The following is a 24,076-nucleotide window of genomic DNA, read 5'->3' on the forward strand; positions in this document are numbered from 1 at the left end:
CACTATCTTTACAATTTGGAGGATGATGTAGTATTGATTCAAAAGTATATTATTTATAATACTACTTTAACGATTGAATTGTTGCTTTCACTGATGCTGCTGAAATATCAAATGCTTTCTGTTCTTCATCTGTCAATTGTAGTTCGACAATCTTATCAACACCATCTTTATTTAAGATAACTGGCACGCCAATATAAATATCATTGTGATTAAATTCGCCATTTAAATATGCAATTGCAGGTAATACACGGTGGCTATCATTAATAATTGCTTCTGCCATTTCAATCATTGCCGCTGCAGGTGCATAATATGCTGATCCAGTGCCTAATAAATTCACAATTTCAGCACCGCCATTACGTGTTCTATCAACGATAGCCTCAACTGTCGCCTCATCCATTAAATCTGATAATGGTACACCGCTCACAGATGAATAGCGAATTAAAGGTACCATCGTATCGCCGTGACCTCCTAACACGAAGCCAGTAACATCTGTGACAGCAACATTTAATTGCTCTGCAACAAACGTTCTAAAACGTGCAGTATCAAGTACACCTGACTGTCCGATAACGCGATGTGGTTCAAAGCCAGAAGCTTTATATACTGCATATGTCATTGCATCGACCGGGTTCGTTAATACGATAATAATACAGTTCGGTGAATATTTCACAATTTCTTTCGTCGCGGCTTCTACGATACTTTGATTTGTTTGAACTAAATCATCGCGCGACATTCCTGGTTTACGCGCGACACCTGAAGTAATGAGTACAACATCAGAATCTTTCGTATCAGCGTAATCATTACTAGATTGAACCTTTACATTCTGATGAAGAATTGGCATCGCTTGTAATATATCTAAAGCTTTACCTGTCGTTGGATCTAAACTACCATACGTATCAACTAAGACGATATCTGCTAAACCTTTCGTCGCTGCAATAAACGCTGCAGTTGAACCTGTGAAACCACTACCGATAATCGAAATCTTTTTCTTCGCCATCGTAATTCCTCCTTTAATTTTAAAAAAAGGATAGTAATCATGAAAAAATTCATTCTACTATCCTTGTATTAATTACTACATATTTTTAAATAATTCATCTGCAAACGCTGAACATTTCACTTCAGTTGCACCTTCCATTAAACGTGCAAAATCATACGTTACAACTTTAGATGCAATTGTTTTCTCCATTGATTTCGTAATTAATTCACCCGCTTCTTTCCACCCTAAGTGATCTAATAATAATACACCACTTAAAATAACTGAAGATGGGTTTACTTTATCTAATCCAGCATATTTCGGTGCAGTACCGTGTGTTGCTTCAAAGATTGCATGACCTGTTTCGTAGTTGATGTTTGCACCAGGTGCAATACCGATTCCACCTACTTGTGCAGCTAATGCATCACTAATATAGTCACCGTTTAAGTTCATTGTAGCAACAACATCAAACTCAGCAGGACGTGTTAAGATTTGTTGTAAGAAGATATCAGCAATTGAATCTTTCACTAATAATTTACCTGCTGCAATTGCTTCGTTTTGTGCTTTATCAGCAGCTTCTACGCCTTCAGCTTCTTTAATCTTGTCATATTGGTTCCAAGTGAATACTTTATCACCGAATTCACGTTCAGCTAAATCATAACCCCATTGTTTGAACGCACCTTCAGTAAATTTCATAATATTCCCTTTATGAACTAACGTTAAAGACTTACGTCCTTGTTCTAAAGCATAGTTAATTGCAGCACGCACTAAACGTTCAGTACCTTCTTTAGAAACCGGCTTAATACCGATACCTGAAGTTTCCGGGAAACGGATGTTTTTAGCGCCCATTTCATTTTGTAAGAATTCGATGACTTTCTTAACTTCATCTGAACCTTCTTTGTATTCAATACCAGCATAAATATCTTCAGTATTCTCACGGAAAATAACCATATCTGTATCCTCAGGACGTTTAACCGGAGAAGGCACGCCTTCAAAATAACGAACCGGACGAAGACATACGAATAAATCTAATTCTTGACGTAAAGCTACGTTTAATGAACGAATACCACCGCCGATTGGAGTTGTTAATGGTCCTTTGATCGCGATTAAATATTCTTCAATTGTATCTAATGTTGCTTGTGGCAACCATTCGCCTGTGTTATCGAAAGCTTTTTGACCCGCTAATACTTCTTTCCATTCGATTTTCTTCTCACCATTATAAGCTTTTTCAACAGCTGCATCTAATACACGAACCGCTGCGTTCCATATATCTGGTCCTGTTCCGTCACCAATAATGAAGGGTACGATTGGATTATTTGGTACGTTTAAAACACCATTTGTATTTGTAATTTTTTCAGCCATTTTTTATTGCCTCCAAGTAATATAATTTATAAATCGATTATGCTTTTACCTTTGTTCTTACAATATATTATTTATTATCTTTCTTCAATTGGTACGTATTTGCGACCCACTTCGCCAACATACGTTGCACGTGGACGGATAATGCGATTATCACTGTATTGTTCTAGAATATGTGCAATCCACCCAGCTGTACGTGAAACTGCAAAGATTGGTGTGAATAAATCATGTTCGATACCCATAGAATGATAAACTGTCGCAGAATAGAAATCGACGTTCGGTAATAAACCTTTTTCTTCTTTAAGAATGTCTGCAATTTTTACAGACATATCAAATAATTCTTTTTGACCAGTTTCGTCTGTAATTTTACGAGACATTTCTTTTAAGTATTTTGCACGTGGGTCGCCATTTTTGTAAACACGATGTCCGAATCCCATAATTTTTTCTTTTTTCGCTATTTTGTCTGCAACATATGCTTCCACGTTATCTAAAGAGCCAATTTCATTTAACATCTTCATAACTTGTTCGTTAGCCCCACCATGTAATGGTCCTTTTAAAGCACCAGCTGCAGCTACGACACCAGAATACATATCAGATAAAGTAGAAACCGCAACACGTGCAGTAAATGTAGATGCATTTAACTCATGATCTGCATGTAAAATTAACGCTTTATTAAATCCTTCTTCTTGTACTTCCGTTGGCTCTTCACCAAATAACATATATAAGAAGTTCGCTGCATAACTTAAATCTTCTTTCGGTTTTACGACTTCTTTACCTTGACGCACACGGGCAAATGCTGCGACAAGTGAAGCTACTTTTGCTTGAATACGAATCGCTTTATTCATATGCGCCGCTTCATTAAATTCATCTGCTCTTGGATCGAAATGAGCTAAATATGATAATGAAGTACGTAAACCTGTCATTGGATGAACATGATCCGCCGCGTAATCTTCAAAGTGACTATACATTCTTGGATGTAATGTCATATTCTCAAACAATTCTTTTCGGAATTGCTTCAATTCTTCAGCATTCGGTAATCTAAAGTTCCATAATAAGAACACAACTTCTTCAAACTTTGCATTTTCAGTTAAGTCGTCAATTTCATAACCAGCATATGTTAATTGGTCTCCAATAATTGAACTCACTTTTGTATTTGAAGCAACGATGCCCTCTAAACCCTTCACTAATTCTGCCATCTATAACTCCCCTTTGTACCATAATTTTGTTATGCCCAATGTAATGGCTTTCACAGTTTCATTATATCCAATACATAATGTTTTGTGAATGAATTAGGAACTTAGAAAAATTTTATCTTTTGTGATAACTTTTTCTTATAATCTTAAAAGTCGTCATCATTTAATTAGTAAAAACCGTTTATTTATGCGACTTTACTTATTTATATTTACTCAAATTTATTTATTAATTCTTAAAAATATTAAGAATATTTAAAATAATGTTTGTAATTTTCTAAAAATAATAAGATAATATAATTACTTTATGGAGAAAAGGGGATTTATATGTCAAAGATTAATCACAACATTGAAGACAATAATGACTTACAACGCTCATTATCAAATCGTCACATTCAACTGATTGCGATTGGGGGCGCAATTGGTACAGGGTTATTTTTAGGGGCTGGTAAATCGATACATTTAGCCGGACCATCGATATTGTTAACGTACTTAACAATCGGGTTATTCTTATTCTTATTTATGAGGGCTTTAGGGGAACTGCTCTTATCTAATTTGAATTATCATTCATTTACTGATATCGCAAGAGATTATTTAGGTGACTTTGCTGGTTATATTACGGGGTGGACATACTGGTTCTGCTGGGTTGTCACTGGAATGGCAGAAGTAACGGCCATCGCGAAATATGTTCAGTTCTGGTGGCCAGACTTCCCTACATGGTTATCATCATTGTTATGTATCGTCGTATTAATGTTCTTAAATTTATTAACAGCGAAATTATTCGGAGAACTTGAGTTCTGGTTTGCATTAATTAAAGTTATTACAATTATTGCTTTAATCATTACAGGGGTTGTATTACTGTTTATCGGATTCAAAACGAACTTCGGAACAGCAACGATTACAAATTTATGGTCACATGGTGGACTATTCCCGAATGGCGCAAATGGATTCTTACTGAGCTTCCAGATGGCAATCTTTAGTTTCGTCGGTATCGAATTAATTGGTGTTACAGCAGGTGAAGCACAAGATCCAGAAAAAACATTACCACGTGCCATCAACAGCGTGCCGATGCGTATCGTATTATTTTATATCGGTTCATTAATTATTATTATGAGTATTACACCGTGGGATAAAATTGATCCGAATGAAAGTCCATTCGTAAAATTCTTTGGATTAATCGGAATTGGATTTGCAGCAAGTTTAATTAACTTCGTTGTTATTACGTCAGCAGCATCATCTTGTAACAGTGGTATCTTCTCAAATAGCCGTATGTTATTTGGATTAAGTAAGAACTACTCAAAAGGAAATGATAGCTTCTTCCAACGTACTAATAAAGCGGGTGTACCTGCAAATGCCGTAGTATTCTCAAGTGTATTATTACTGTTATCAGTATTGTTAAACTACTTTATGCCGAATGCAAACGCAGTCTTTACTTTAGTAACAACTGTTGCAACAGTATTCTTCATCGTTGTATGGTCAATTATACTCGCAGCATATTTAGTGTACTTAAAGCGCAGACCCGAATTACATCAAACGAGCAAATATAAGATGCCGGGTGGCAAAATGTCAGCCATTGCAATCTTAGCATTCTACCTATTCATGTTTGGATTATTATTCATGGCAGAAGATACGCGTATGGGACTATTTGTATCACCGTTATGGTTTGTATTATTAGCAATTATGTATGCTGCACAAGGTGGATTTAAGAAAAATAACTTTGATCCACATGATTATCATAAATAAATAATTAAAGGGGTGACTGAGCTGCAAACTGTTGTTGTGGCTCAGTCATTCCTATTTTTGTGATCGAGTAAGCTACAAACTATATTTTGCAGCGCACTCATATAAAAAAAGAAGATATGAATATATTCATATCTCCTTAACCAAAATATACATACTGGTCGCAAGTTCGACGGCCTCTTAATTTAACTTTGCATGGCCTACATACACTTTATTATGTTCTGCATCAACTGTTACTAATGTTCCTGTTTCTAATTTTTCTAATGCATCCGCTACACCTACGATTGTCGGTTTACCTAATGTTAATCCTACTACTGCTGCATGAGATGTTAATCCACCTTCTTCAGTTACGATCGCTAATGCCTGCTCGATATAAGGTACCATATCTGCATCAGTTGCTGGAGCTACAATCACTTTATCAGATAAATCATGTCCTGCTAATTCTTCAGCAGATTTTACCGCTAATACTTTACCTACAGCTGCTGTTCTACCAATACCTTGTCCTGCAGCAATAACATCACCAATTAAGTGAATCTTCATTAAGTTCGTAGTACCCGCTTCTCCAGTAGGAATACCTGCAGTAATAATAACTAAATCACCATTCTCAACTGTTCCAACTTCAATCGCTGCTTGAACAGATTTGTCTAATAACTCATCTGTCGTCGATTTACCTGTTTTCACAACTGGAATAACACCCCATACTAATGCTAAATGACGTGCTGTTTCTTCATATGGCGTCACAGCAATAATATGTGCATGTGGACGATATTTTGAAATTGTTTGCGCTGTCGTTCCACTTTCAGTAGCTGCTACAATTGTTTGTACATCTAAGTTTAAAGCAGTATGTGCTACAGAAACACCAATCGCATTGACTAATGATGCTTGGTTTAATTTCGTTCTTTCAGATAATAAACGTTTATAATCTTGTGCTTCTTCTGCTGCAAATGCAATATTGTGCATTGTCTTCACAGACTCTTCAGGATATAAACCAGCTGCTGTCTCACCTGATAACATTACCGCATCTGTTCCATCATAAATCGCATTCGCTACGTCACTCGCTTCCGCACGTGTACAGCGTGGATTACGTTGCATAGAATCTAACATTTGCGTCGCAGTAATAACTGGTTTACCCATAACGTTACATTTTTGAATTAAATCTTTTTGTACTAAAGGTACTTTTTCAGCTGGAATTTCAACACCCATATCGCCACGGGCTACCATTAAACCATCTGATACTTCTAATATTTGATCAATATTTTCAATACCTTCTTCATTCTCAATTTTAGGAATGATATTGATAAAGTCACAATTTCTATCTTCTAAAATTTTACGAATTTCTAATACGTCACTTGCACGTCGTACAAATGAAGCTGCAATAAAGTCAACTTTTTGTTCAATACCGAAAATGATATCTTGTGCATCTTTATCTGTAATACCAGGTAAGTTCACTTTAACACCCGGTAAGTTTACACCTTTTTTATTCTTTAATTCACCAGCGTTGATTACATCACAAATAATGCGACCTTCATCGTGTTTAATGTCTTTCACTGTTAATTCAATTAAACCGTCATCTAATAATATTGTTGAACCAACATGAATATCATTAATTAAATTGTCGTATGTTACAGAAAATTCTGCAGGTGTACCAAGTACTTCTTTCATATTAATCGCAACAGTTGAACCTTTAACAAGTTCAATTTTATCGTTTTCCATGTTATGTGTACGAATTTCAGGTCCTTTCGTATCTAACAGGATTGCGACTGTTTTATTTAATTTTTGTGCAACTTCACGAATTGCATCAATTCTTGCTTTATGTTCTTCATGACTACCATGTGAGAAGTTTAAACGTGCTACGTTCATCCCAGCAAGCATTAATTTTTCTAACATTTCCTTAGATTCTGATGCTGGTCCTATCGTACATACTATTTTTGTTTTTCTCATTTTATGAGCCTCCGGTAACTTTTTTTAAATCTATAATTGTTTTCTACTTAAATGAATCATATTAATAATTTATTTCATTCAATCAACATAAATTAAATAGATAATTCATTAGATAAGGCATACATTTGTTCGTCGATTGTATGTGTTGCAGAGAAAATATCATCAAATGAAGTTTTTGATAATTTATTGTTCTGGATACCTACAGCTAATCCTGTTTCGCCATTCATTAATAATTCAACTGCATATCCACCTAATCGGCTGGCAAGTACTCTATCTAATCCTGATGGTGAACCACCTCGTTGCATATGACCTAATACAGAAATACGTGTATCTACATTAATGTATTTCTTTAATTGCTCACCGCATTCATGTCCGCTCATAACACCTTCAGCAACAACGATGATAGAATGTTTCTTACCACGTTCTATCCCTTGTTGAATTTTATCAGCGATTTCTTTAATATCTTTCTTATGTTCAGGTATTAATACTGATTCTGCACCGCCTGCTAATCCAGACCATAATGCTAAATCCCCTGCATCACGACCCATTACTTCAATAATAAATGTACGTTCATGACTTGATGCTGTATCTCTAATCTTATCGATTGCTTCGATAATCGTATTTAATGCTGTATCAAATCCAATTGTAAAGTCCGTTCCATTAATATCATTATCAATCGTACCCGGGATACCGATTGTTTTAATACCTTCTTCATTCAAACGTTGTGCACCTCGGTAACTACCGTCACCACCAATAACGATTAAGCCTTCGATTCCTAATTTATTTAAATTCTCGATACCTACTTTACGTACTTCCGGTTCTTTAAATTCAGGACAACGGGCAGATTGTAAGAATGTACCACCACGTTGAATTTTATCCCCAACAGTACCACGTTCCATTTTATGAATATTGTTATTCACTAATCCTTGATAACCTTGATAAATACCGTATACTTCAATATCATGGTACATTGCTTTACGTACGACAGCACGTACTGCTGCATTCATTCCTGGAGCATCTCCACCACTTGTTAATACCGCTATCTTTTTCATAGTATTATCCTCACCTTTTGTCTATTGATACTCTTAAATTAACACAATCTAACGCGTATATCCATCAAAATCATGTATTATAACAGATGTAAACGTTTTATATGTGAACATTTATAAAACCCGTGAAAATCGGCTTCCACGGGTTTGAAAATAAGCTTTCAATTGTTTTTCATAAATTTACAAACTGTTTAAATACAGCACAATAAATTTACATTTCACTTCCAATATTTCTGAATTTTTCATAGCGCTGCGCTTTAAGTTGTTGACCTGTTAATTGTAATAATGCGTTTAAATGTTGTTCTAAAGCGCGATCAATATATTCGCTTTGCATTTGTATATCAAGATGTGCGCCACCTTTCACTTCTGTAATAAGCGCATCAACGATATTTAAATCCAGTAAATCCGGCCCTGTAATTCTCATACTTTCAGCAGCGAGCTGGGCTAAACTACTGTCTTTCCATAACAATGCTGCAGCACCTTCCGGAGAAATAACAGAATACGTCGAATTCTCGAGCATCAACAATCGATTACAAATCCCTAAACCGAGTGCACCACCACTTCCACCTTCACCAATAACGATTGATATGACAGGCACAGTAAGTCCAGCCATTTCAACAAGATTTCGTGCAATCGATTCACTTTGACCACGCTCTTCTGCAGCTTTCCCTGGATAAGCACCTTTCGTATCGATAAATAATATAATCGGACGATTAAACTTATTCGCTTGTTTCATTAAACGTAACGCTTTTCGATAACCTTCCGGATGTGCCATACCGAAGTTACGATAAATATTATCTTTCGTGTCTTTTCCTCGCTGATGACCAATCACAGTGACAGGTTGACCTTTATAACGTGCTAACCCTCCAATAATTGCAGGATCGTCTCTAAAGTTTCGATCGCCATGTAATTCAATAAAATCATCAAATATACATTGTATATAGTCCATCGTTGTTGGGCGTTCTGGTAATCGTGCAATTTGAACACGTTGCCACGGTGTTAAATGATTATAAATTTCGTTAAATTTTTCGTTGCGAGAGATTTCTAACGTCTTTACTTCATCACTTAAATCGATACCTTCTGTTGACATATATTTTTTTAATTCTTCAATTTTACGATCCAGTTCCAGTAATGGTTTTTCAAATTCTAAAGCCACTTCTTACTCCCCCTTTGAATGCATTGCAATCAGCTGACTTAACGTCTTACGCATATCTTTTCGATGTACCACTTTATCAAGTTGCCCATGGTCTAACAAAAATTCTGCCGTCTGAAAATCATCTGGCAACTTCTCATTAATGGTTTGCTCAATAATGCGGCGACCTGCAAATCCAATCAATGCTTCCGGCTCAGCAAAATTGATATCGCCAACGGAGGCAAAACTTGCTGACACCCCCCCAGTCGTCGGATGCGTCATGTAAGAAATATATAATAATCCCGCATCACTATGACGTTCAATCGCTACGCTCGTCTTAGCCATCTGCATTAAAGAAAGAATACCTTCCTGCATACGCGCACCACCACTTGCAGTAAAAATAACAAATGGTAAACGATGTTCTGTACAATAATCAATCACACGACTAATTTTTTCACCGACAACAGTTCCCATCGAACCCATTCTAAACCTTGAATCCATCACACAAATACCATATGGATTGCCATCGATACGTCCAACACCTGTCACAACTGCTTCATTTAGTCCCGTTTTCTGTTTATCGCTTTCAAGCTTTTCGGCGTAATTCGGAAATGAAAGAGGATTTTGAGATGCAATCACTCGATCAAATTCTTCAAAACTATCTTTATCAGTAATTGCCTCAATGCGTTCATAGGCACTTAACACCATATGGTGATCACAATGAAAGCAGACATTTAAATTGGTACTGAGTTCTTTCGTATACATAATCTTCTTACATTTTGGACATTTAACCATAATCCCTTCAGGAACGTCAGTATCTTTCATATGTTGTACAGCTACATATTTTTTCTTTTTATTGCGCTTAAATATATCTTTGAACATGCTTTTACCCCTCTATTTCATAAGTCTTTTCAAACTGTTTAAGCAATTTCCAGACACGAAACATGATTGTATTGCGTGATTCAATCGCTTGACTTAAATCACTTTGCGCAGCGCCATCTACTTGCGCCATCTTTTCTATTATATGTATGAAATCAGTAATTTCCGTTTGTTGCGTTTCTGTTGTAATCACATATCCCGCAATCATTTCAATAAATTGATTGTTATCCATTTCAGTAATATACGTACCTTCTCCGCGACGCGTCTCGATAACGCCTAACATTTCAAGGGCGCGTAATGCTTCTCGAACACTCGAGCGACTAATATTAAGATTATCACTTAAATAACGTTCTGACGGTAACTTGTCCCCGGCCGTTAAATTTTTAGTCTTTATAATGTCATTAATAGCAGTAATCACTGCATTAAAGCCTTTGTTTGGTATAGGATTCACACCTTTACCTCCTTATCGTCAATAAAAAAACCTTAGTGGTCAGACCACTAAGGAATACTATATCAAAAATATTATTATTTGAAAAGTTAAATTAATCGAATATCCTGCATCTCATAATCCGCCATAAATGATTGCAGTTGTGAATGATGAATAAAACCGACCGTTGTTGCCTGCCGCTGTTCAAAATCAATCACTTCAATATCACCGGTCGTTTGTAACAACGCCGCGTTAACAATGGGCACTCTCACAAAAAGTTGCTTTGCTCGTTGATGCATTTGGTTGATAAATTGATCTACTGCAATACATTCATTCACGATTAACTGTTTATCTTTCTTCTGGTCAAATTTGCCTTTAATAATAATCGGTTGATTCGTTTGAAGCAGCGTTTCATACTGATAAAATGTCGTTGGAAAACAAACTAAATCAATATGCTGTATACCATCCATCGCATTCACAAAAGCCATCGGTTGACCTTTCTTCGTACGAATGCGTCTAATGTCCTCAATCCAGACTAATATATAGTGATCATTTAATTGTTGACTGATTCGGTACAAGGGTAAATATTGCAGTTTATTAAATAACGATTCGATTGGGTGCTTCGAAATATAGAAACCTAAATATTGCAGTTCATAATGGGCTTTCTGGTCATCTGACATCTCTTCATGATAATGATATGTTTTCTTTTTATTTAAACCGAGCGACTCTAAAAAGTTCATTTCACCGAAAGCTTCTTTTTCAACATCAAGAATCGCATCAAGCGAAGCGAGTAACGTTGCTCTGTTTTGTTCGAATGTATCAAAAGCACCGACATGAATTAACGCTTCTAATAACGCTTTGGATTTCACACGTTTTGGAATACGCGCACAAAAATCATATAAGTCTTTATATGGTCCTTTCCTGCGTTCTTCAACAATTTCAACAACACTTTTGTAACCTACACCTTTTATCATTCCGAGTGACATCATTATACCGTCTTTTTGTGCTTGATAATACCAGCCAGCACGATTGATATCAGCCGGATAAATTTGTATTAGACGCGACTTTATTTCAGAGATGATTTCTCGTGTCTTTGTTTCAACGCCGATTTGATTACTTAAAGTCGCTGCATAGAAAATATTTGGGTAATGCACTTTAAAATACATCATCACATAAGATACTTTCGCATAAGCGACTGCATGGGCTTTGTTAAAACCGTAATTTGCAAATTTAAGAATTAACTCGTAAATCGCAATAGCATCTGCCTCAGAATAACCGTTAGCCATACTGCCATTAACAAAGTGCTGTTGTTCTTCAATTAACGTTTGATGGTTCTTCTTACTCATCGCACGACGTAATATATCCGCTTCACCATATGAAAATCCAGCAAATTTATTGGCGATTTGCATGATTTGCTCCTGATAAATAATGACACCATACGTTGGTGCTAAAATTTCTGATAAATCTTCATGCAATAAATGTACATCTTGTTGTTGATGACGACGTGCAATATATACTGGAATTTGTTCCATCGGCCCTGGTCGGTAAAGACTTAGCACTGCAACGATGTCATCAAATGTCTCAGGTTTCAGTCGTTTCAATACGTTACGAATGCCATCCGACTCTAACTGAAATATGCCCATCGTATCCCCTAACGAGAAATACTGGAATACTTTCTTATCATCTAAAGGGATATCTTCAATATTAATTGTCTTACCATACTGTTTTTTGATTTGACGTAATATATTATGAATAATCGTTAAATTACGCAATCCAAGAAAGTCTATTTTAAGTAAGCCGACTGCTTCCACTTCTGTCATATTCCATTGTGTTAACGGATATTCTTCTCCCATAATTAACGGAACATAATCCGTTAACAGTTTATCGTGAATAATCACCCCTGCTGCATGTGTCGACGTATGACGCGGTAAATCTTCTAACGATTTCGCAATGGTATACCATTTTTTTCGACGTGAATTATAATCGATGAACCGAGAGAATGCGTCATCTTCATAAGCTTCCGTTAAATTATGAAATCCATGACTTAGTAATTGGCTCGCTTCTTTCAATTCTCCTTCTGAGAACTGTAGAATTCGACCGACATCACGCATTACAGCACGCATTGATAAATGTCCGAACGTCACAATGCCACTCACATTAAATGCACCGTATTTATTGATGACGTATTCAATGACTTTGTCACGTTGCGTATCTTCAAAGTCAATATCAATATCCGGCATCGTTACACGTTCCGGGTTTAAAAAGCGTTCAAACAGTAAATCATGTGCAATCGGATCGATGGTCGTTATATTTAATACGTAACTCACTAAAGAACCACTTGAAGACCCCCTGCCAGGTCCTACTAATATATTGTTAGATTTAGCGAAATGAATTAAGTCACTTACAATAAGAAAGTAATCTGCAAATCCCATATGACAAATTACATCATATTCATATTTTAAACGTGCATCGTATCGTTCATCGAACTGTGGTAACTTCATCTTTCCTTTATTAAGTAGCTTCAGTAAATAATCTTCGCTCGTCATATTGTCTGGAACAGGGAACTTCGGTAAATGCGACGCCGTTTCAAACACAACATTGCATTGGTCTGCAATGTCATGTGTTGCGCGGATAACATCTTCTGCTATCCCGAGATCAAGCAGAATTTCTTCAGTTTTTAAATAATGCGTGCCCGATTTCAATTGCACAGTTTCTAACGCTATTTTTTTATTATCATCTATTGCCTTTAGGATACTTAAATCAACAATCCCATCCGGCGTTAAATAGCGTACATCGTCTAAGTACACTTGTCGCGCATGAAATGAGCTTGTATGACAAACATAGTAATCATGGTTTTGCACAACGAAATGTCCTTGAAGTTCATTTAACTGCTTATAAATGATGATGAGATCTTCCCCATACTGATTCAGCACTTCAGGTGAGATTTTCCACATTTTTTTCAGCTGAATGCGAGACGATAACTGCATTAAATTCTTAAATCCATTATTGTTCTTTGCGAGTAAGACCGTATGACAATCATCAATTCCATCGGTCACGATAACTTCCATGCCAATAATCGGTTTTAAGCCATGACGCATACAATTGGCATAAAATGATTGCACACCAAACAATACATTCAAATCAGTAATCGCGACTGCTGTCTGACCAAGCGCTTTTACGCGTTCGATAAGTTGCTCAATTCTTATAGTAGAATGCAGTAAATCAAATGATGAATGAATATTTAAATGTACAACCATAGCTTCACCACTTTCCTTTCACGGTTACTCAATTTTTCATTGAAGCATAAACTAATAACTTTAAGTCATTAAATAATACTTCTAATTCATCCTTACTATAAACAGATGCCCCACTTGCGAGTGGATGACCACCGCCATTATATTGAGCGGCAAGTTCATTAATCACTACACCTTTACTGCGTAATCGTACACGTATTTCTGATGTCTCATCAACCGCAAATGCCCACGCCTGTATACCTTGCGTATCTGCTAAGCTGTTAACAAATAATGAGGCCTCGTTCGCAGAAATATCAAACTGTTCTAGTACGTCCTTCGTAATGAAAATGGTTCCGACACTTTGTTCAAATTGAAAATGTTGCAGTACATAACCCTGGAAACGAATCGACTTTAAATCACGCTGCTGCATCTCATTAATCATTTGTGTGTGATCGATGTCATATGTTAACAGTTCCGCTGCAATCGCCATCGTTCTACTCGTCGTATTATTAAATAAGAAACGGCCAGTATCTCCTACAATTCCAATATATAAACAACGCGCTACGTCTCTCGTTATTAAGTCATTGCCAAAGCCTATATCATTTAATATTTCATAAATCATTTCACTCGTTGATGAACTCTTTGTATTAACAATATTAACTTGCCCATACTGATCTACTGGTGGATGGTGATCGATCTTAATTAATGTTTGACATAATTGATAGCGTTCGTCATCAATGCGCGGTGCATTTGCTGTATCGAGTACGAGTGCCAATGCATCTTTAAACACATCATCTTGTACTTTATCCATCTCTCCAATAAAGCGTAAATTGTCTACTGTAGTGCCCACCGCATAAACGCGTTTATTCGGAAATAGTTTCTGTATTGCATATTTCAATCCAAGTTGTGACCCGAGCGCATCCGGATCTGGACGCACATGCCTAAATATTATAATGGTTTCGTGTGCATTAATGGATTCGATTAATTGACTTATTTGTTGTTTATTCATAATTTCTCCTTAGTTTGTTTGATTTACAGTTTAGAAAGATATGCTATAATCTTTTAAGACTGGAGGTTTAAAGATGGAAACGATTTATCCTTATATTATTATGATTACCGTAACGGTAATGATATTTTCTTTAATGTTCACGATTTACAATATTGCCAAATATTTTAGAGAAGTGAGAGAAGTAAGACGCGCATGGTATCGAGCACGTGCAAGACAATGTTTCGCAATCTTTATGGTTGCCTTTGCATGTAACCAATTATTATTATTCCCAAGATTATTAACTTATGTTATTTGCGCGTTATTAATTGCTTATGCCATTTACAATTATCAATATGCAATTAAAGCTAAAAAACACTTTGAAAGCCATTTTGATGATGAAGATGCAGCATGGGAAGCATTACGCAAAAAACAACAGTTACGAAGATAAGTAAAAAGAGATTGAGACGATTGTCGCCTCAATCTTTTTTTTTAATAATAATGTTCAATCACTTGTAGTATCGTCATCGCTTTGGCAACTGCGACATTATTTTGTAATATCGAAATTTCCATCTTCGCAAACTTACGTCCCATATCTAATAAATTCACTTCAACATCTAATACAGAATCAATCTGGACCGTTCGAATAAAGAAGATATTAATGCTATCAATTAAAACATCTCCACGAATATGTTTCTTCATATGGAATTTTACCGTCTCCTCTATGATTGCCAAAAATACCGATTTACTTAAACTGCCATATTGGTTCGACATTTGTGGTGTGATCTGTATAGAAATCTGGTCATTATTAAATTTCATCTTCTTTAATATTTGGTCGTTAAAAGTATCGCCCATATGGGGTTGACGATCAGCAGATTGCATTGCTTTCAATACATCTTCTCTTGAAACAATTCCAACTAGATTGTTATAACGCGATACGACAGGTAACAATTCAATGCTTTCCCAAATCATAATATGCGCACAACTTGCAACTGTTGTATTGAGATTGACAGTTACTGGCGACTTCGTCATGACTTTTTTTATCTTTTCAGATGGATTCTGATTAAAGATATCTTTGCTTGTGACCATCCCACTCAGTTTATTGTTAGCGTCTAATACTGGAAATCGCGTATGTTTAGAGCTTTCAGATAACGCATGCCAATCACTAATGGAGTCACTTTCTCTTAAATAACTTGTTTCATCAAGCTTAATTAATATATCTTGTGCGGTTAATACTTCTTTCTTAATAAGCTGGTCATAAATAGCACGGTTGATCATATTGGCCACTGCGAATGTATCGAAATTAGATGAAATAATCGGTAAGCCCAACTGATCAGATAAATTCTTTACTTCTTCTGTCGTATCAAATCCACCCGTGACAAGCACTGCTGAACCTCGACTTAATGCAAGCTTTTGTACTTCTACACGGTTCCCTACAATTAGCAATGTATTTTCCCCGAGATATTTACTCACATCTTCAATTTCCATCGCACCGATTGCGAATTTCGTTAATGATTTATGAAGACCACTACGTCCACCAAGTACTTGCCCATCAATAATATTAACGATTTCTGCAAAAGTTAAACGGTCAATTGAATTTCTCGTTTTCTTCTCTATCCTCACTGTACCAACACGCTCGATTGTCGATACAATCCCATTATTTTCTGCTTCTTTTATCGCGCGGTATGCCGTTCCTTCTGATACGTTTAAATCTTTCGCAATTTGTCGAACAGATATTTTACTACCTACTGAAAGACTTGAAATATGCGCAATGATTTGTTCATGTTTAGTCAATTTGCCACCTAGTTTCTCTGTCATTTATTCCTTAAAGTGTTACATGATGCCCCGCTTCTAATATTGCGACAGGACTTTTAACTTGCGCTTTAAACGCCTCTACATCTACTTCAATATACGGGAAAGTATTATAATGTATCGGTACTGTTAATTTCGGTTGAATGAATGTATTAATGGCATAAGCCGCATCATCAATCCCCATCGTAAAGTTGTCACCGATAGGAACGAAACAAACATCGACTGGATGACGTTCTGCGATTAATTTCATATCTGAGAATAATCCTGTATCACCACAATGATAAATCGTTTTACCGTCCACTTCGATAATTAAGCCACATGGCATTCCAAAATAAATAATATTGCCGTTATCGTCATATAATGAATTACTGTGAAATGCTTGAACATATTTAACTGTACCAAAGTCGAATTGCCACTTTCCTCCAATGTTCATTGGGTGTGCATTATCAACACTTTGACCATTTAAATACGATACAAGTTCCGGTGTCGCAACGACTGTCGCTTGCGTACGTTTCGCAATCTCAATCGTATCTCCAATATGATCTCCGTGACCATGTGTCAGTAAAATAAAATCAGCTTCCACAGTTGATGCATCTAAATCTGATAGTTTATTTCCTGTGATGAATGGGTCAACTAAAACCTTCTTACCATTATGCTCAAAAGAAATACATGATTGTCCGTGAAAAAATATGTCCATAATTAACACCTCTCCACATTTTGTTATCCTCATTATACATGATAATAGTTTGAATGAAAAAGATTGAAAGGAACAAATCATTGAATATTCTTTATAACTTGCATAAACTAAAGGTATCGAGAAAAGAAGGAGCATCAATATGAAGCAAACATTAATCAACTTACAACAATTAATGAAAGAACAATCTATTGCATATGCATGGATTACAACACCAGATAATATTAATTATTATAGCGGATTCTTATCAGATCCACATGAGCGTTTAACTGCATTATATATTACGCAGGATAATGCCATGCTAGTAGTACCTAACATGGAAGTTGAAGATGCAGTCAATGCATCTGGACTCAACACAATTGGCTATTCTGACACTGAAGATGCGTTTGAAGTTGCGAAGCTTAACTTAAAATTCCCTGATAATGCGGTATTATATATCGAAGAAGAACATGTTACAGTGAAACGTGAAAAAGCATTGTACACTACTTTTAAACCAACATCACTTGCATCAATCGATCAAATTATTAAAGATATGCGCAACATTAAAACTGCTGAAGAAATTACAATTCTTAAACAAGCAGCACAATATGCAGATAAAGCACTTGAACTTGGTGTCAGTCAGTTAAAGACAGGCGTCACTGAAAAAGAAGTAGCGCAATATCTTGAATCAGAAATCTTAAAAATTGAAGGTATCAGCGGCATGAGTTTCAGTACGACTGTGTTATTTGGAGATCATACAGCAAGTCCTCACGGGACACCAGGCAATCGTCAACTTAAAAATGATGAATACGTTCTATTCGATTTAGGTGTCATCTACAATGGCTACTGCTCAGATATAACGCGTACAATCGCATTCGGTAACCCACCTGCATTCCATCAGGAAATACATGCAATCGTTACTGAAGCGAATAACCGTGCAATACAAGCAGTGAAACCTGGTGTTAAAGTAAGTGATATTGATGCCATCGCACGTGACTATATTGCTGAAAAATGTTACGGTGAGGCATTCCCACACCGCTTAGGTCATGGATTAGGTATTTCAGTACATGAATTCCCGGATATTTCATCAGCAAATGATGATACATTAAAACCAGGCATGTGCTTTACAATTGAGCCAGGTATTTATTTACACGGAGAAGTAGGCGTTCGTGTTGAAGATGATATCATCGTAACAGAAGATGGATATGAAGTATTAACGCAATATGAAAAGTAAAAAACCTAAAAAGGCACGAGTACAATATCAATCATTGTACTCGTGCCTTTTACATTCAATTACTTATTCAATAATGACAATGCATCTACATATTCTAAACCTTGGTCATCTGCAACTGCTTTAAATGTTACATGTCCATCTAAAGTATTAAATCCTTTAAGAATAGCTTCATTATCTAAAGCTGCTTGCTTATAACCTTTGTTTGCAATTTGTAATGCATATGGAATCGTAGCATTTGATAATGCCATCGTAGAAGTACGCGGTACAGCACCTGGCATATTTGCAACAGAATAATGTACGACATCGTGCTTAATGAATGTTGGATCATCATGCGTTGTAATACGATCAGAAGTTTCAAAAATACCACCTTGGTCAATTGCAATATCAATTACAACAGAACCAGGATTCATTGATTTAATCATTTCTTCAGTTACAAGTTTCGGTGCTTTAGCTCCAGGAATTAATACTGCACCAATAACTAAGTCTGCTTCTTTTACAGATTCTGCGATGTTAAATGGTGTAGACATTAACGTTTGTACTTGATTCCCAAATAAATCATCTAATTGTTGTAAACGAACAGGTGATAAATCTAAAATTGTAACTTCTGCACCTAAACCAACTGCCATCTTCGCAGCGTTAGTACCTGCTTGTCCACCACCGATAATCGTTACTTTACCTTTTTCAACACCTGGTACACCTGCTAATAAAATACCTTTACCGCCGTTTGTTTTTTGTAAGAATTGCGCCCCAATTTGTGTTGCCATACGACCTGCAACTTCACTCATTGGTGATAATAACGGTAATCCTCCAGTTGGTAATTGAACTGTTTCATATGCGATACCAACCACTTTCTTTTCTAATAAAGCATTAGTTAATGCCACTTCAGGCGCTAAATGTAAATATGTGAAAAGGATTAATCCTTCTTTAAAGTATTTAAATTCTGTTTCTAAAGGTTCTTTTACCTTTATTACCATTTCTGTATCCCAAGCTTGTTCAACTGTTACGATTTCAGCACCTGCATCTTTATAGTCAGCATCTGTGAAATACGACCCCATACCCGCATTTGTCTCAACACGAACCGTATGACCATTCTCTACTAACGCATGTACACCTGCTGGCGTTAAACCGACACGGTTCTCGTTGTTTTTAATCTCTTTTGGAATACCAATAATCATTACTATTCATCCCCTTAATAAATTATAATAACGCTTACATGACCATATTAGCACTTTAAACTAAAAAGGCAAATACTTTTTTGCTATTTTCTGAATAAAGCAAAAATATAAAATAAATCACTTAATTATCATTGATTTAGTGCTATAATAAAAGTGTATAGAAGATATGAAACTGGAGGGATTAACATGTTAGTGTATAAAAATATTTTAATCGCAGTGGATGGGTCTAGTGAAGCAGAATGGGCATTTAATAAAGCGGTAGAGGTAGCGAAACGTAATGACGCGAAACTTCATATCATTAACGTTATCGATACAAGAAGTTATGCAAGTGTAGAAGCATATGATCGTTCAATTTCTGAACGTGCAACTCAATTTGCTGAATCATTATTAGACGGGTATAAGAAAGTTGCACAAGCGCGTGGTGTTAATGCAGTGGAAACGTTAATTGAATATGGTTCTCCAAAGACAATCATTCCTAAAAAGATTGCACATAAATTACAAGCAGATTTAATTATGTGTGGCTCTACTGGATTAAATGCAGTGGAACGCTTTATTATCGGATCAGTTTCAGAAGCAATCGTACGTCATGCTGAATGTGACGTGTTAGTTGTAAGAACCGAAACAATGCCAGATAACTTCGAACCAGAAGTCGCAACGAAAGAATTTATGGATCAAAATAAATAAGTAACATTGATAAAGCTGAAATGACGTGGGTCATTTTAGCTTTATTTTATTTTCATCTTACGGAAGCGGTTGCATTTGATTTTTACTACCGCTTACTCACACCCTCACCTCTACAAAAAAACTACCTATCCAATACGAATAGGTAGTCCTTAATATATTATCCTAATTTCCCGAATTCCATAACGTCGCGAGCAATCATTACTTCTTCATCAGTTGGAATAACCATTACTTTAACGCGTGAATCATCAGTTGAGATAAACGCTTCTTTACCACGTAAACCATTGTTTTTCTCAGGATCAACTTTCACACCTAAGAATTCTAATTTCTCACATACTGCAGCACGAATAGTGTCTGAGTTTTCACCAACACCTGCTGTAAATAGGATACCATCAACGCCACCCATTATTGCTGCGTATTGACCGATATACTTTTGAATTCTATCAACATAAATATCTAGTGCTAATTGCGCACGGCCTTCACCTTTTTCAGCAGCAATTTCGATATCACGCATATCACTTGAAATACCTGTAATACCTAACACACCTGATTCTTTATTATAAACATTTAATAATTCTTCAGCTGACTTGTGTAACTTCTCCATTAAATATGGAATTGTCGCTGCATCAATATCACCTGTACGTGTTCCCATTGTAACCCCAGCAAGTGGTGTGAAGCCCATTGATGTATCAACAGATTTACCATCTTTAACTGCAGTAATTGAAGCACCGTTACCGATATGACAAGAAATAATTTTTAATCCCTCTTCAGGTTTCTTCTCCATCATTTCAGCAGCACGTTGTGCTACGTATTTATGACTTGTACCGTGTGCACCATATTTACGTACTTTATGCGCAGTATAATATTGATAAGGTAAGCTATAAAGAAATGCTGATTCAGGCATTGTTGAATGGAATGATGTATCAAACACTGCAACGTGTGGAATGTTTGGTAACATTCTTCTGAATGCTTGAATACCCATTAAGTTTGCTGCGTTATGAAGTGGTGCTAATTCGATTAATTTACCGATTTTTTCTTCTACATCACGATCAACTAATGCTGATGTTGGGAATAAGTCTCCACCTTGAACAACACGGTGACCTGTTCCATCTAATTCATTTACATCTTCAATAATTCCATAATGTTTCATTTGTTCTAACATCATGTTAACTGCCTGTTCGTGATCTTTAATATCTAAAGTAGTCGTATGTTTTTCACCATCTACTGAAATTGTAAAAATCGAATTTTTTAATCCAATACGCTCAACTAAACCTTTAGTCACTACTTTCTCACTTGGCATTTCAAATAATTGAAACTTTAAAGACGAGCTACCAGCATTGACTGCCATAATTTTCTTCATGAAAATCCTCCTAATAAATTATTAACATACTTATTTAATCATTAATACAGCTTTAAAGCAATCATAATACAGAATTTATTTGTTACGATTTTCTGAATACCATGTTTCTAAGTCATCTAAAAATGATTTCATCATTCTTTCATCTTTAAAATCTGGTATATTGGCTAGTAAAACTTCGACTGGCTTTGAATCTGTGACTTTTTTATTTTCTAGTACTAATAAACTTTTGCGCAAATTTTCTGATTTAAATAAACTTGTCGGGAAGTTTAAAAATGCCTGCATCACTGTTTCTGTTGCAATGAATTTTTGTAGCTGTTCTACATGTTCACCTTCAAATAGCATGCTTGGTACGATTAAGAATGCTAAACCACCCGGTTTCAAAGATGCAACAGCTTGTTCAATGAGTAAATGATGACTAAAACTGTGTCCTTCTTTAAAACCTAGCTTCATCGCGTGACTTCTTTCATCGACTGGATAGTATCCAATCGGGAAATCTCCGACAGCAATATCAAAGTCTGTTTCAGGTAACGGCATAATCGCATCTTGAGGAAAGACATCCATCGGTACTTCTAAAAAGTTCGCTAAATGAACACTTAAACGCGATAATACCGGATCAACTTCTACTAATACATGATCAAATGTAATTTCCGGGTTTTGTTCATGAATTGTTGCTGACAAGTGCCCTGTTCCACTCGTTAAATCTATCATTTTAATATTTTTTTCGTCCTGCATGAATAAACGAATGACGTATGCCACTAAATAACCGATACTATCTGGTGTCATTTGATGATTCGGCTGAATCATTTCTTCCTTTAACATACTTAAGTACGCGAATTGAAATGCTTTTCTACGATCTATCACTGTACTTTTCTCTAAAGTATCACGCTCATTCATATAAATATCTTCCAATGCTAACCCTAAGTTCTCAATAAAACTATGGCCGTTTTCTTGTTGAAATGTCTTTGCTTTATCATCGATTAATTTGAATAGTTCTTCTATCATGTCAATTTCCTTTCAAATAAAAACTGCCCACTCGGGGCAGTATCCTATTGTTTCATTAATATATTAGATTGATTTTAATGCAGCTAATGCTTTATCGTAATCTGGGTGGTTAGTACCTTCAGATACAACTTCAGTATATACAACTTCGTTATTTTCATTTAATACGAATACAGAACGTGCTAATAAACGTAACTCTTCCATAACAACGCCGTAGTTCGTACCAAATGATAAATCTTTATGGTCACTTAAAGTAACAACATTCTCTAAACCATTGGCAGCACACCATTTCTTTTGTGCGAATGGTAAATCAGCTGAAATTGTTATAACTACAGCATTCTCAACATTGCTTGCTGCTTCATTAAATTTACGTGTTTGTTGTTCACAAACACCTGTATCGATTGATGGAATTACAGAAATTAATTTCTTTTTCCCTTCGAAATCAGCTAATGTTTTCACATTTAAATCTGTATCTAATACTGAAAAATCAGGTGCTTGCGTACCTACTGTTACTAATTCACCTAATAATGTAATCGGGTTATTCTTAAATGTAACTTGTGTCATGTGTGTTCCTCCTTAAGTGTTATCACTTAATAATTTACCATGAATCATATGAATTATAAAATGATTCGCACAAGTTTAACGAATACCTTCCTTTAGAATAAATTGACGGATGTATTCTTTATCCTCTTTGACAACGAAAGTATCGCTTAACATATCATGTATGCCACGTTTTTTGGGATTAAACAACACGACTAAATAAAGTAATGATAAGAAGAAATTATTAATATAACGCCCAAATAATTCTCTTGTAAGCACTGTCGACATCGTGAGCTTTTCATTTTTAATACTCATGACTTTCAATCCGATTATCATTTTACCTAACGTTGCACTAAAGCAATACGTCATGATAACAAAGTAACTAAAATAAATGATTGTACTTAAAATATGTTCTACTGAAAATAATGGTATCCATACATAAACATCCTGTAAACCACCAATATTTATAATGGGACTAATAATTATCCCTTTTATCGCACCAATTAATAACAAATCTAAAATATATGCTAAAAATCTTAGACCGAATCCTGCATGTGTTAAACGCAAAATATCATCTTCTAACTTTCTCGTATACATGTCATGATTAGACTGTGCAACGAAGTGTCCATCCGGAATGGGTGTTGTTGAATTCGAATGAACAGGTTGTTCAAAATCAATATGTTCTGCCATCTTATTC

The 24,076-nt window shown here is 35.8% G+C and carries 21 protein-coding genes; 4 read left to right on the top strand and 17 right to left on the bottom strand.

All coding sequences use genetic code 11. The features are described from left to right. Nucleotides 1-61: 61 nt before the first annotated feature. The 3 genes from mdh to OCL94_RS11415 all read right to left on the bottom strand — a co-directional run bounded on the left by mdh (nt 62) and on the right by OCL94_RS11415 (nt 3,525). Complete coding sequence (gene mdh, locus OCL94_RS11405) at nt 62-1,000, bottom strand: malate dehydrogenase (RefSeq protein WP_262997079.1); 939 nt, start codon at nt 998-1,000, stop codon at nt 62-64. A 69-nt stretch (nt 1,001-1,069) separates the two neighbouring features. Beyond that, nucleotides 1,070-2,332, bottom strand: coding sequence for an NADP-dependent isocitrate dehydrogenase (gene icd, locus OCL94_RS11410; protein ID WP_262997051.1), 1,263 nt, complete (start codon nt 2,330-2,332; stop codon nt 1,070-1,072). Between the two features lie 74 nt (nt 2,333-2,406). Beyond that, the gene (locus OCL94_RS11415) at nt 2,407-3,525 is read right to left on the bottom strand and encodes a citrate synthase (RefSeq protein WP_262997052.1); all 1,119 of its coding nucleotides are present in this window, start codon (nt 3,523-3,525) and stop codon (nt 2,407-2,409) included. A 321-nt stretch (nt 3,526-3,846) separates the two neighbouring features. On the opposite strand from OCL94_RS11415, the gene OCL94_RS11420 reads away from it, so the two are divergent. Next, nucleotides 3,847-5,262 (top strand): amino acid permease, encoded by a 1,416-nt coding sequence (locus OCL94_RS11420; RefSeq protein ID WP_262997053.1) that lies wholly within the window; start codon nt 3,847-3,849, stop codon nt 5,260-5,262. Between the two features lie 177 nt (nt 5,263-5,439). Here OCL94_RS11420 and pyk read toward each other — a convergent pair whose 3' ends face one another. From pyk to OCL94_RS11455, 7 genes are all read right to left on the bottom strand, one after another. Further along, nucleotides 5,440-7,200, bottom strand: coding sequence for a pyruvate kinase (gene pyk / locus OCL94_RS11425; protein ID WP_262997054.1), 1,761 nt, complete (start codon nt 7,198-7,200; stop codon nt 5,440-5,442). Nucleotides 7,201-7,292: 92 nt separating this feature from the next. Continuing rightward, complete coding sequence (pfkA, locus tag OCL94_RS11430) at nt 7,293-8,252, bottom strand: 6-phosphofructokinase (RefSeq protein ID WP_262997055.1); 960 nt, start codon at nt 8,250-8,252, stop codon at nt 7,293-7,295. Nucleotides 8,253-8,460: 208 nt separating this feature from the next. After that, the gene (gene accA, locus OCL94_RS11435; protein ID WP_262997056.1) at nt 8,461-9,405 is read right to left on the bottom strand and encodes an acetyl-CoA carboxylase carboxyl transferase subunit alpha; all 945 of its coding nucleotides are present in this window, start codon (nt 9,403-9,405) and stop codon (nt 8,461-8,463) included. A 3-nt stretch (nt 9,406-9,408) separates the two neighbouring features. Next, complete coding sequence (accD, locus tag OCL94_RS11440) at nt 9,409-10,263, bottom strand: acetyl-CoA carboxylase, carboxyltransferase subunit beta (RefSeq protein ID WP_262997057.1); 855 nt, start codon at nt 10,261-10,263, stop codon at nt 9,409-9,411. Nucleotides 10,264-10,267: 4 nt separating this feature from the next. Next, nucleotides 10,268-10,711, bottom strand: coding sequence for a FadR/GntR family transcriptional regulator (locus OCL94_RS11445; RefSeq protein ID WP_262997058.1), 444 nt, complete (start codon nt 10,709-10,711; stop codon nt 10,268-10,270). 86 nt (nt 10,712-10,797) lie between these two features. Beyond that, a complete protein-coding gene (locus tag OCL94_RS11450; protein ID WP_262997059.1) occupies nt 10,798-13,944 on the bottom strand; it encodes a DNA polymerase III subunit alpha in 3,147 nt (1,048 codons plus the stop codon). A gap of 28 nt (nt 13,945-13,972) precedes the next feature. Further along, complete coding sequence (locus OCL94_RS11455; RefSeq protein ID WP_262997060.1) at nt 13,973-14,929, bottom strand: DHH family phosphoesterase; 957 nt, start codon at nt 14,927-14,929, stop codon at nt 13,973-13,975. Between the two features lie 73 nt (nt 14,930-15,002). On the opposite strand from OCL94_RS11455, the gene OCL94_RS11460 reads away from it, so the two are divergent. After that, nucleotides 15,003-15,356, top strand: a complete 354-nt coding sequence (locus OCL94_RS11460) for a YtpI family protein (RefSeq protein WP_262997061.1) — start codon at nt 15,003-15,005, stop codon at nt 15,354-15,356. Between the two features lie 41 nt (nt 15,357-15,397). On the opposite strand, the gene OCL94_RS11465 is transcribed toward OCL94_RS11460, so the two are convergent. Together OCL94_RS11465 and OCL94_RS11470 are read right to left on the bottom strand one after the other, a co-directional pair. Continuing rightward, the gene (locus OCL94_RS11465) at nt 15,398-16,699 is read right to left on the bottom strand and encodes a DRTGG domain-containing protein (protein WP_317618563.1); all 1,302 of its coding nucleotides are present in this window, start codon (nt 16,697-16,699) and stop codon (nt 15,398-15,400) included. A 31-nt stretch (nt 16,700-16,730) separates the two neighbouring features. Further along, nucleotides 16,731-17,414 (bottom strand): metal-dependent hydrolase, encoded by a 684-nt coding sequence (locus tag OCL94_RS11470; RefSeq protein ID WP_262997063.1) that lies wholly within the window; start codon nt 17,412-17,414, stop codon nt 16,731-16,733. A gap of 139 nt (nt 17,415-17,553) precedes the next feature. On the opposite strand from OCL94_RS11470, the gene OCL94_RS11475 reads away from it, so the two are divergent. Beyond that, nucleotides 17,554-18,624: a M24 family metallopeptidase gene (locus OCL94_RS11475; protein ID WP_262997064.1), complete on the top strand. Its 1,071-nt coding sequence runs from the start codon at nt 17,554-17,556 to the stop codon at nt 18,622-18,624. 59 nt (nt 18,625-18,683) lie between these two features. Here the strand turns inward: OCL94_RS11475 and ald are convergent, their stop codons facing one another. Beyond that, nucleotides 18,684-19,799 carry an alanine dehydrogenase gene (ald, locus tag OCL94_RS11480; RefSeq protein WP_262997065.1) on the bottom strand — a complete coding sequence of 372 codons (1,116 nt, stop codon included), beginning with the start codon at nt 19,797-19,799 and terminating at the stop codon, nt 18,684-18,686. 186 nt (nt 19,800-19,985) lie between these two features. Between ald and OCL94_RS11485 the strand changes: the two genes are divergently transcribed. Then, entirely contained in the window at nt 19,986-20,483 is a 498-nt protein-coding gene (locus tag OCL94_RS11485) for a universal stress protein (protein WP_262997066.1), read from the top strand. A 157-nt stretch (nt 20,484-20,640) separates the two neighbouring features. On the opposite strand, the gene OCL94_RS11490 is transcribed toward OCL94_RS11485, so the two are convergent. The 4 genes from OCL94_RS11490 to OCL94_RS11505 form a co-directional block, all read right to left on the bottom strand. After that, on the bottom strand, nt 20,641-21,840 hold the full coding sequence (locus OCL94_RS11490) for an acetate kinase (RefSeq protein ID WP_262997067.1): 1,200 nt from the start codon (nt 21,838-21,840) through the stop codon (nt 20,641-20,643). Between the two features lie 75 nt (nt 21,841-21,915). Beyond that, nucleotides 21,916-22,842: a class I SAM-dependent methyltransferase gene (locus OCL94_RS11495; protein ID WP_262997068.1), complete on the bottom strand. Its 927-nt coding sequence runs from the start codon at nt 22,840-22,842 to the stop codon at nt 21,916-21,918. 63 nt (nt 22,843-22,905) lie between these two features. After that, the gene (gene tpx / locus OCL94_RS11500) at nt 22,906-23,403 is read right to left on the bottom strand and encodes a thiol peroxidase (RefSeq protein WP_262997069.1); all 498 of its coding nucleotides are present in this window, start codon (nt 23,401-23,403) and stop codon (nt 22,906-22,908) included. Between the two features lie 75 nt (nt 23,404-23,478). Further along, the gene (locus OCL94_RS11505) at nt 23,479-24,069 is read right to left on the bottom strand and encodes an RDD family protein (protein ID WP_262997070.1); all 591 of its coding nucleotides are present in this window, start codon (nt 24,067-24,069) and stop codon (nt 23,479-23,481) included. Nucleotides 24,070-24,076 lie beyond the last annotated feature (7 nt).

It is taken from the genome of Macrococcus capreoli, from assembly GCF_025628935.1.
GTDB classification, from domain to species: domain Bacteria; phylum Bacillota; class Bacilli; order Staphylococcales; family Staphylococcaceae; genus Macrococcoides; species Macrococcoides capreoli.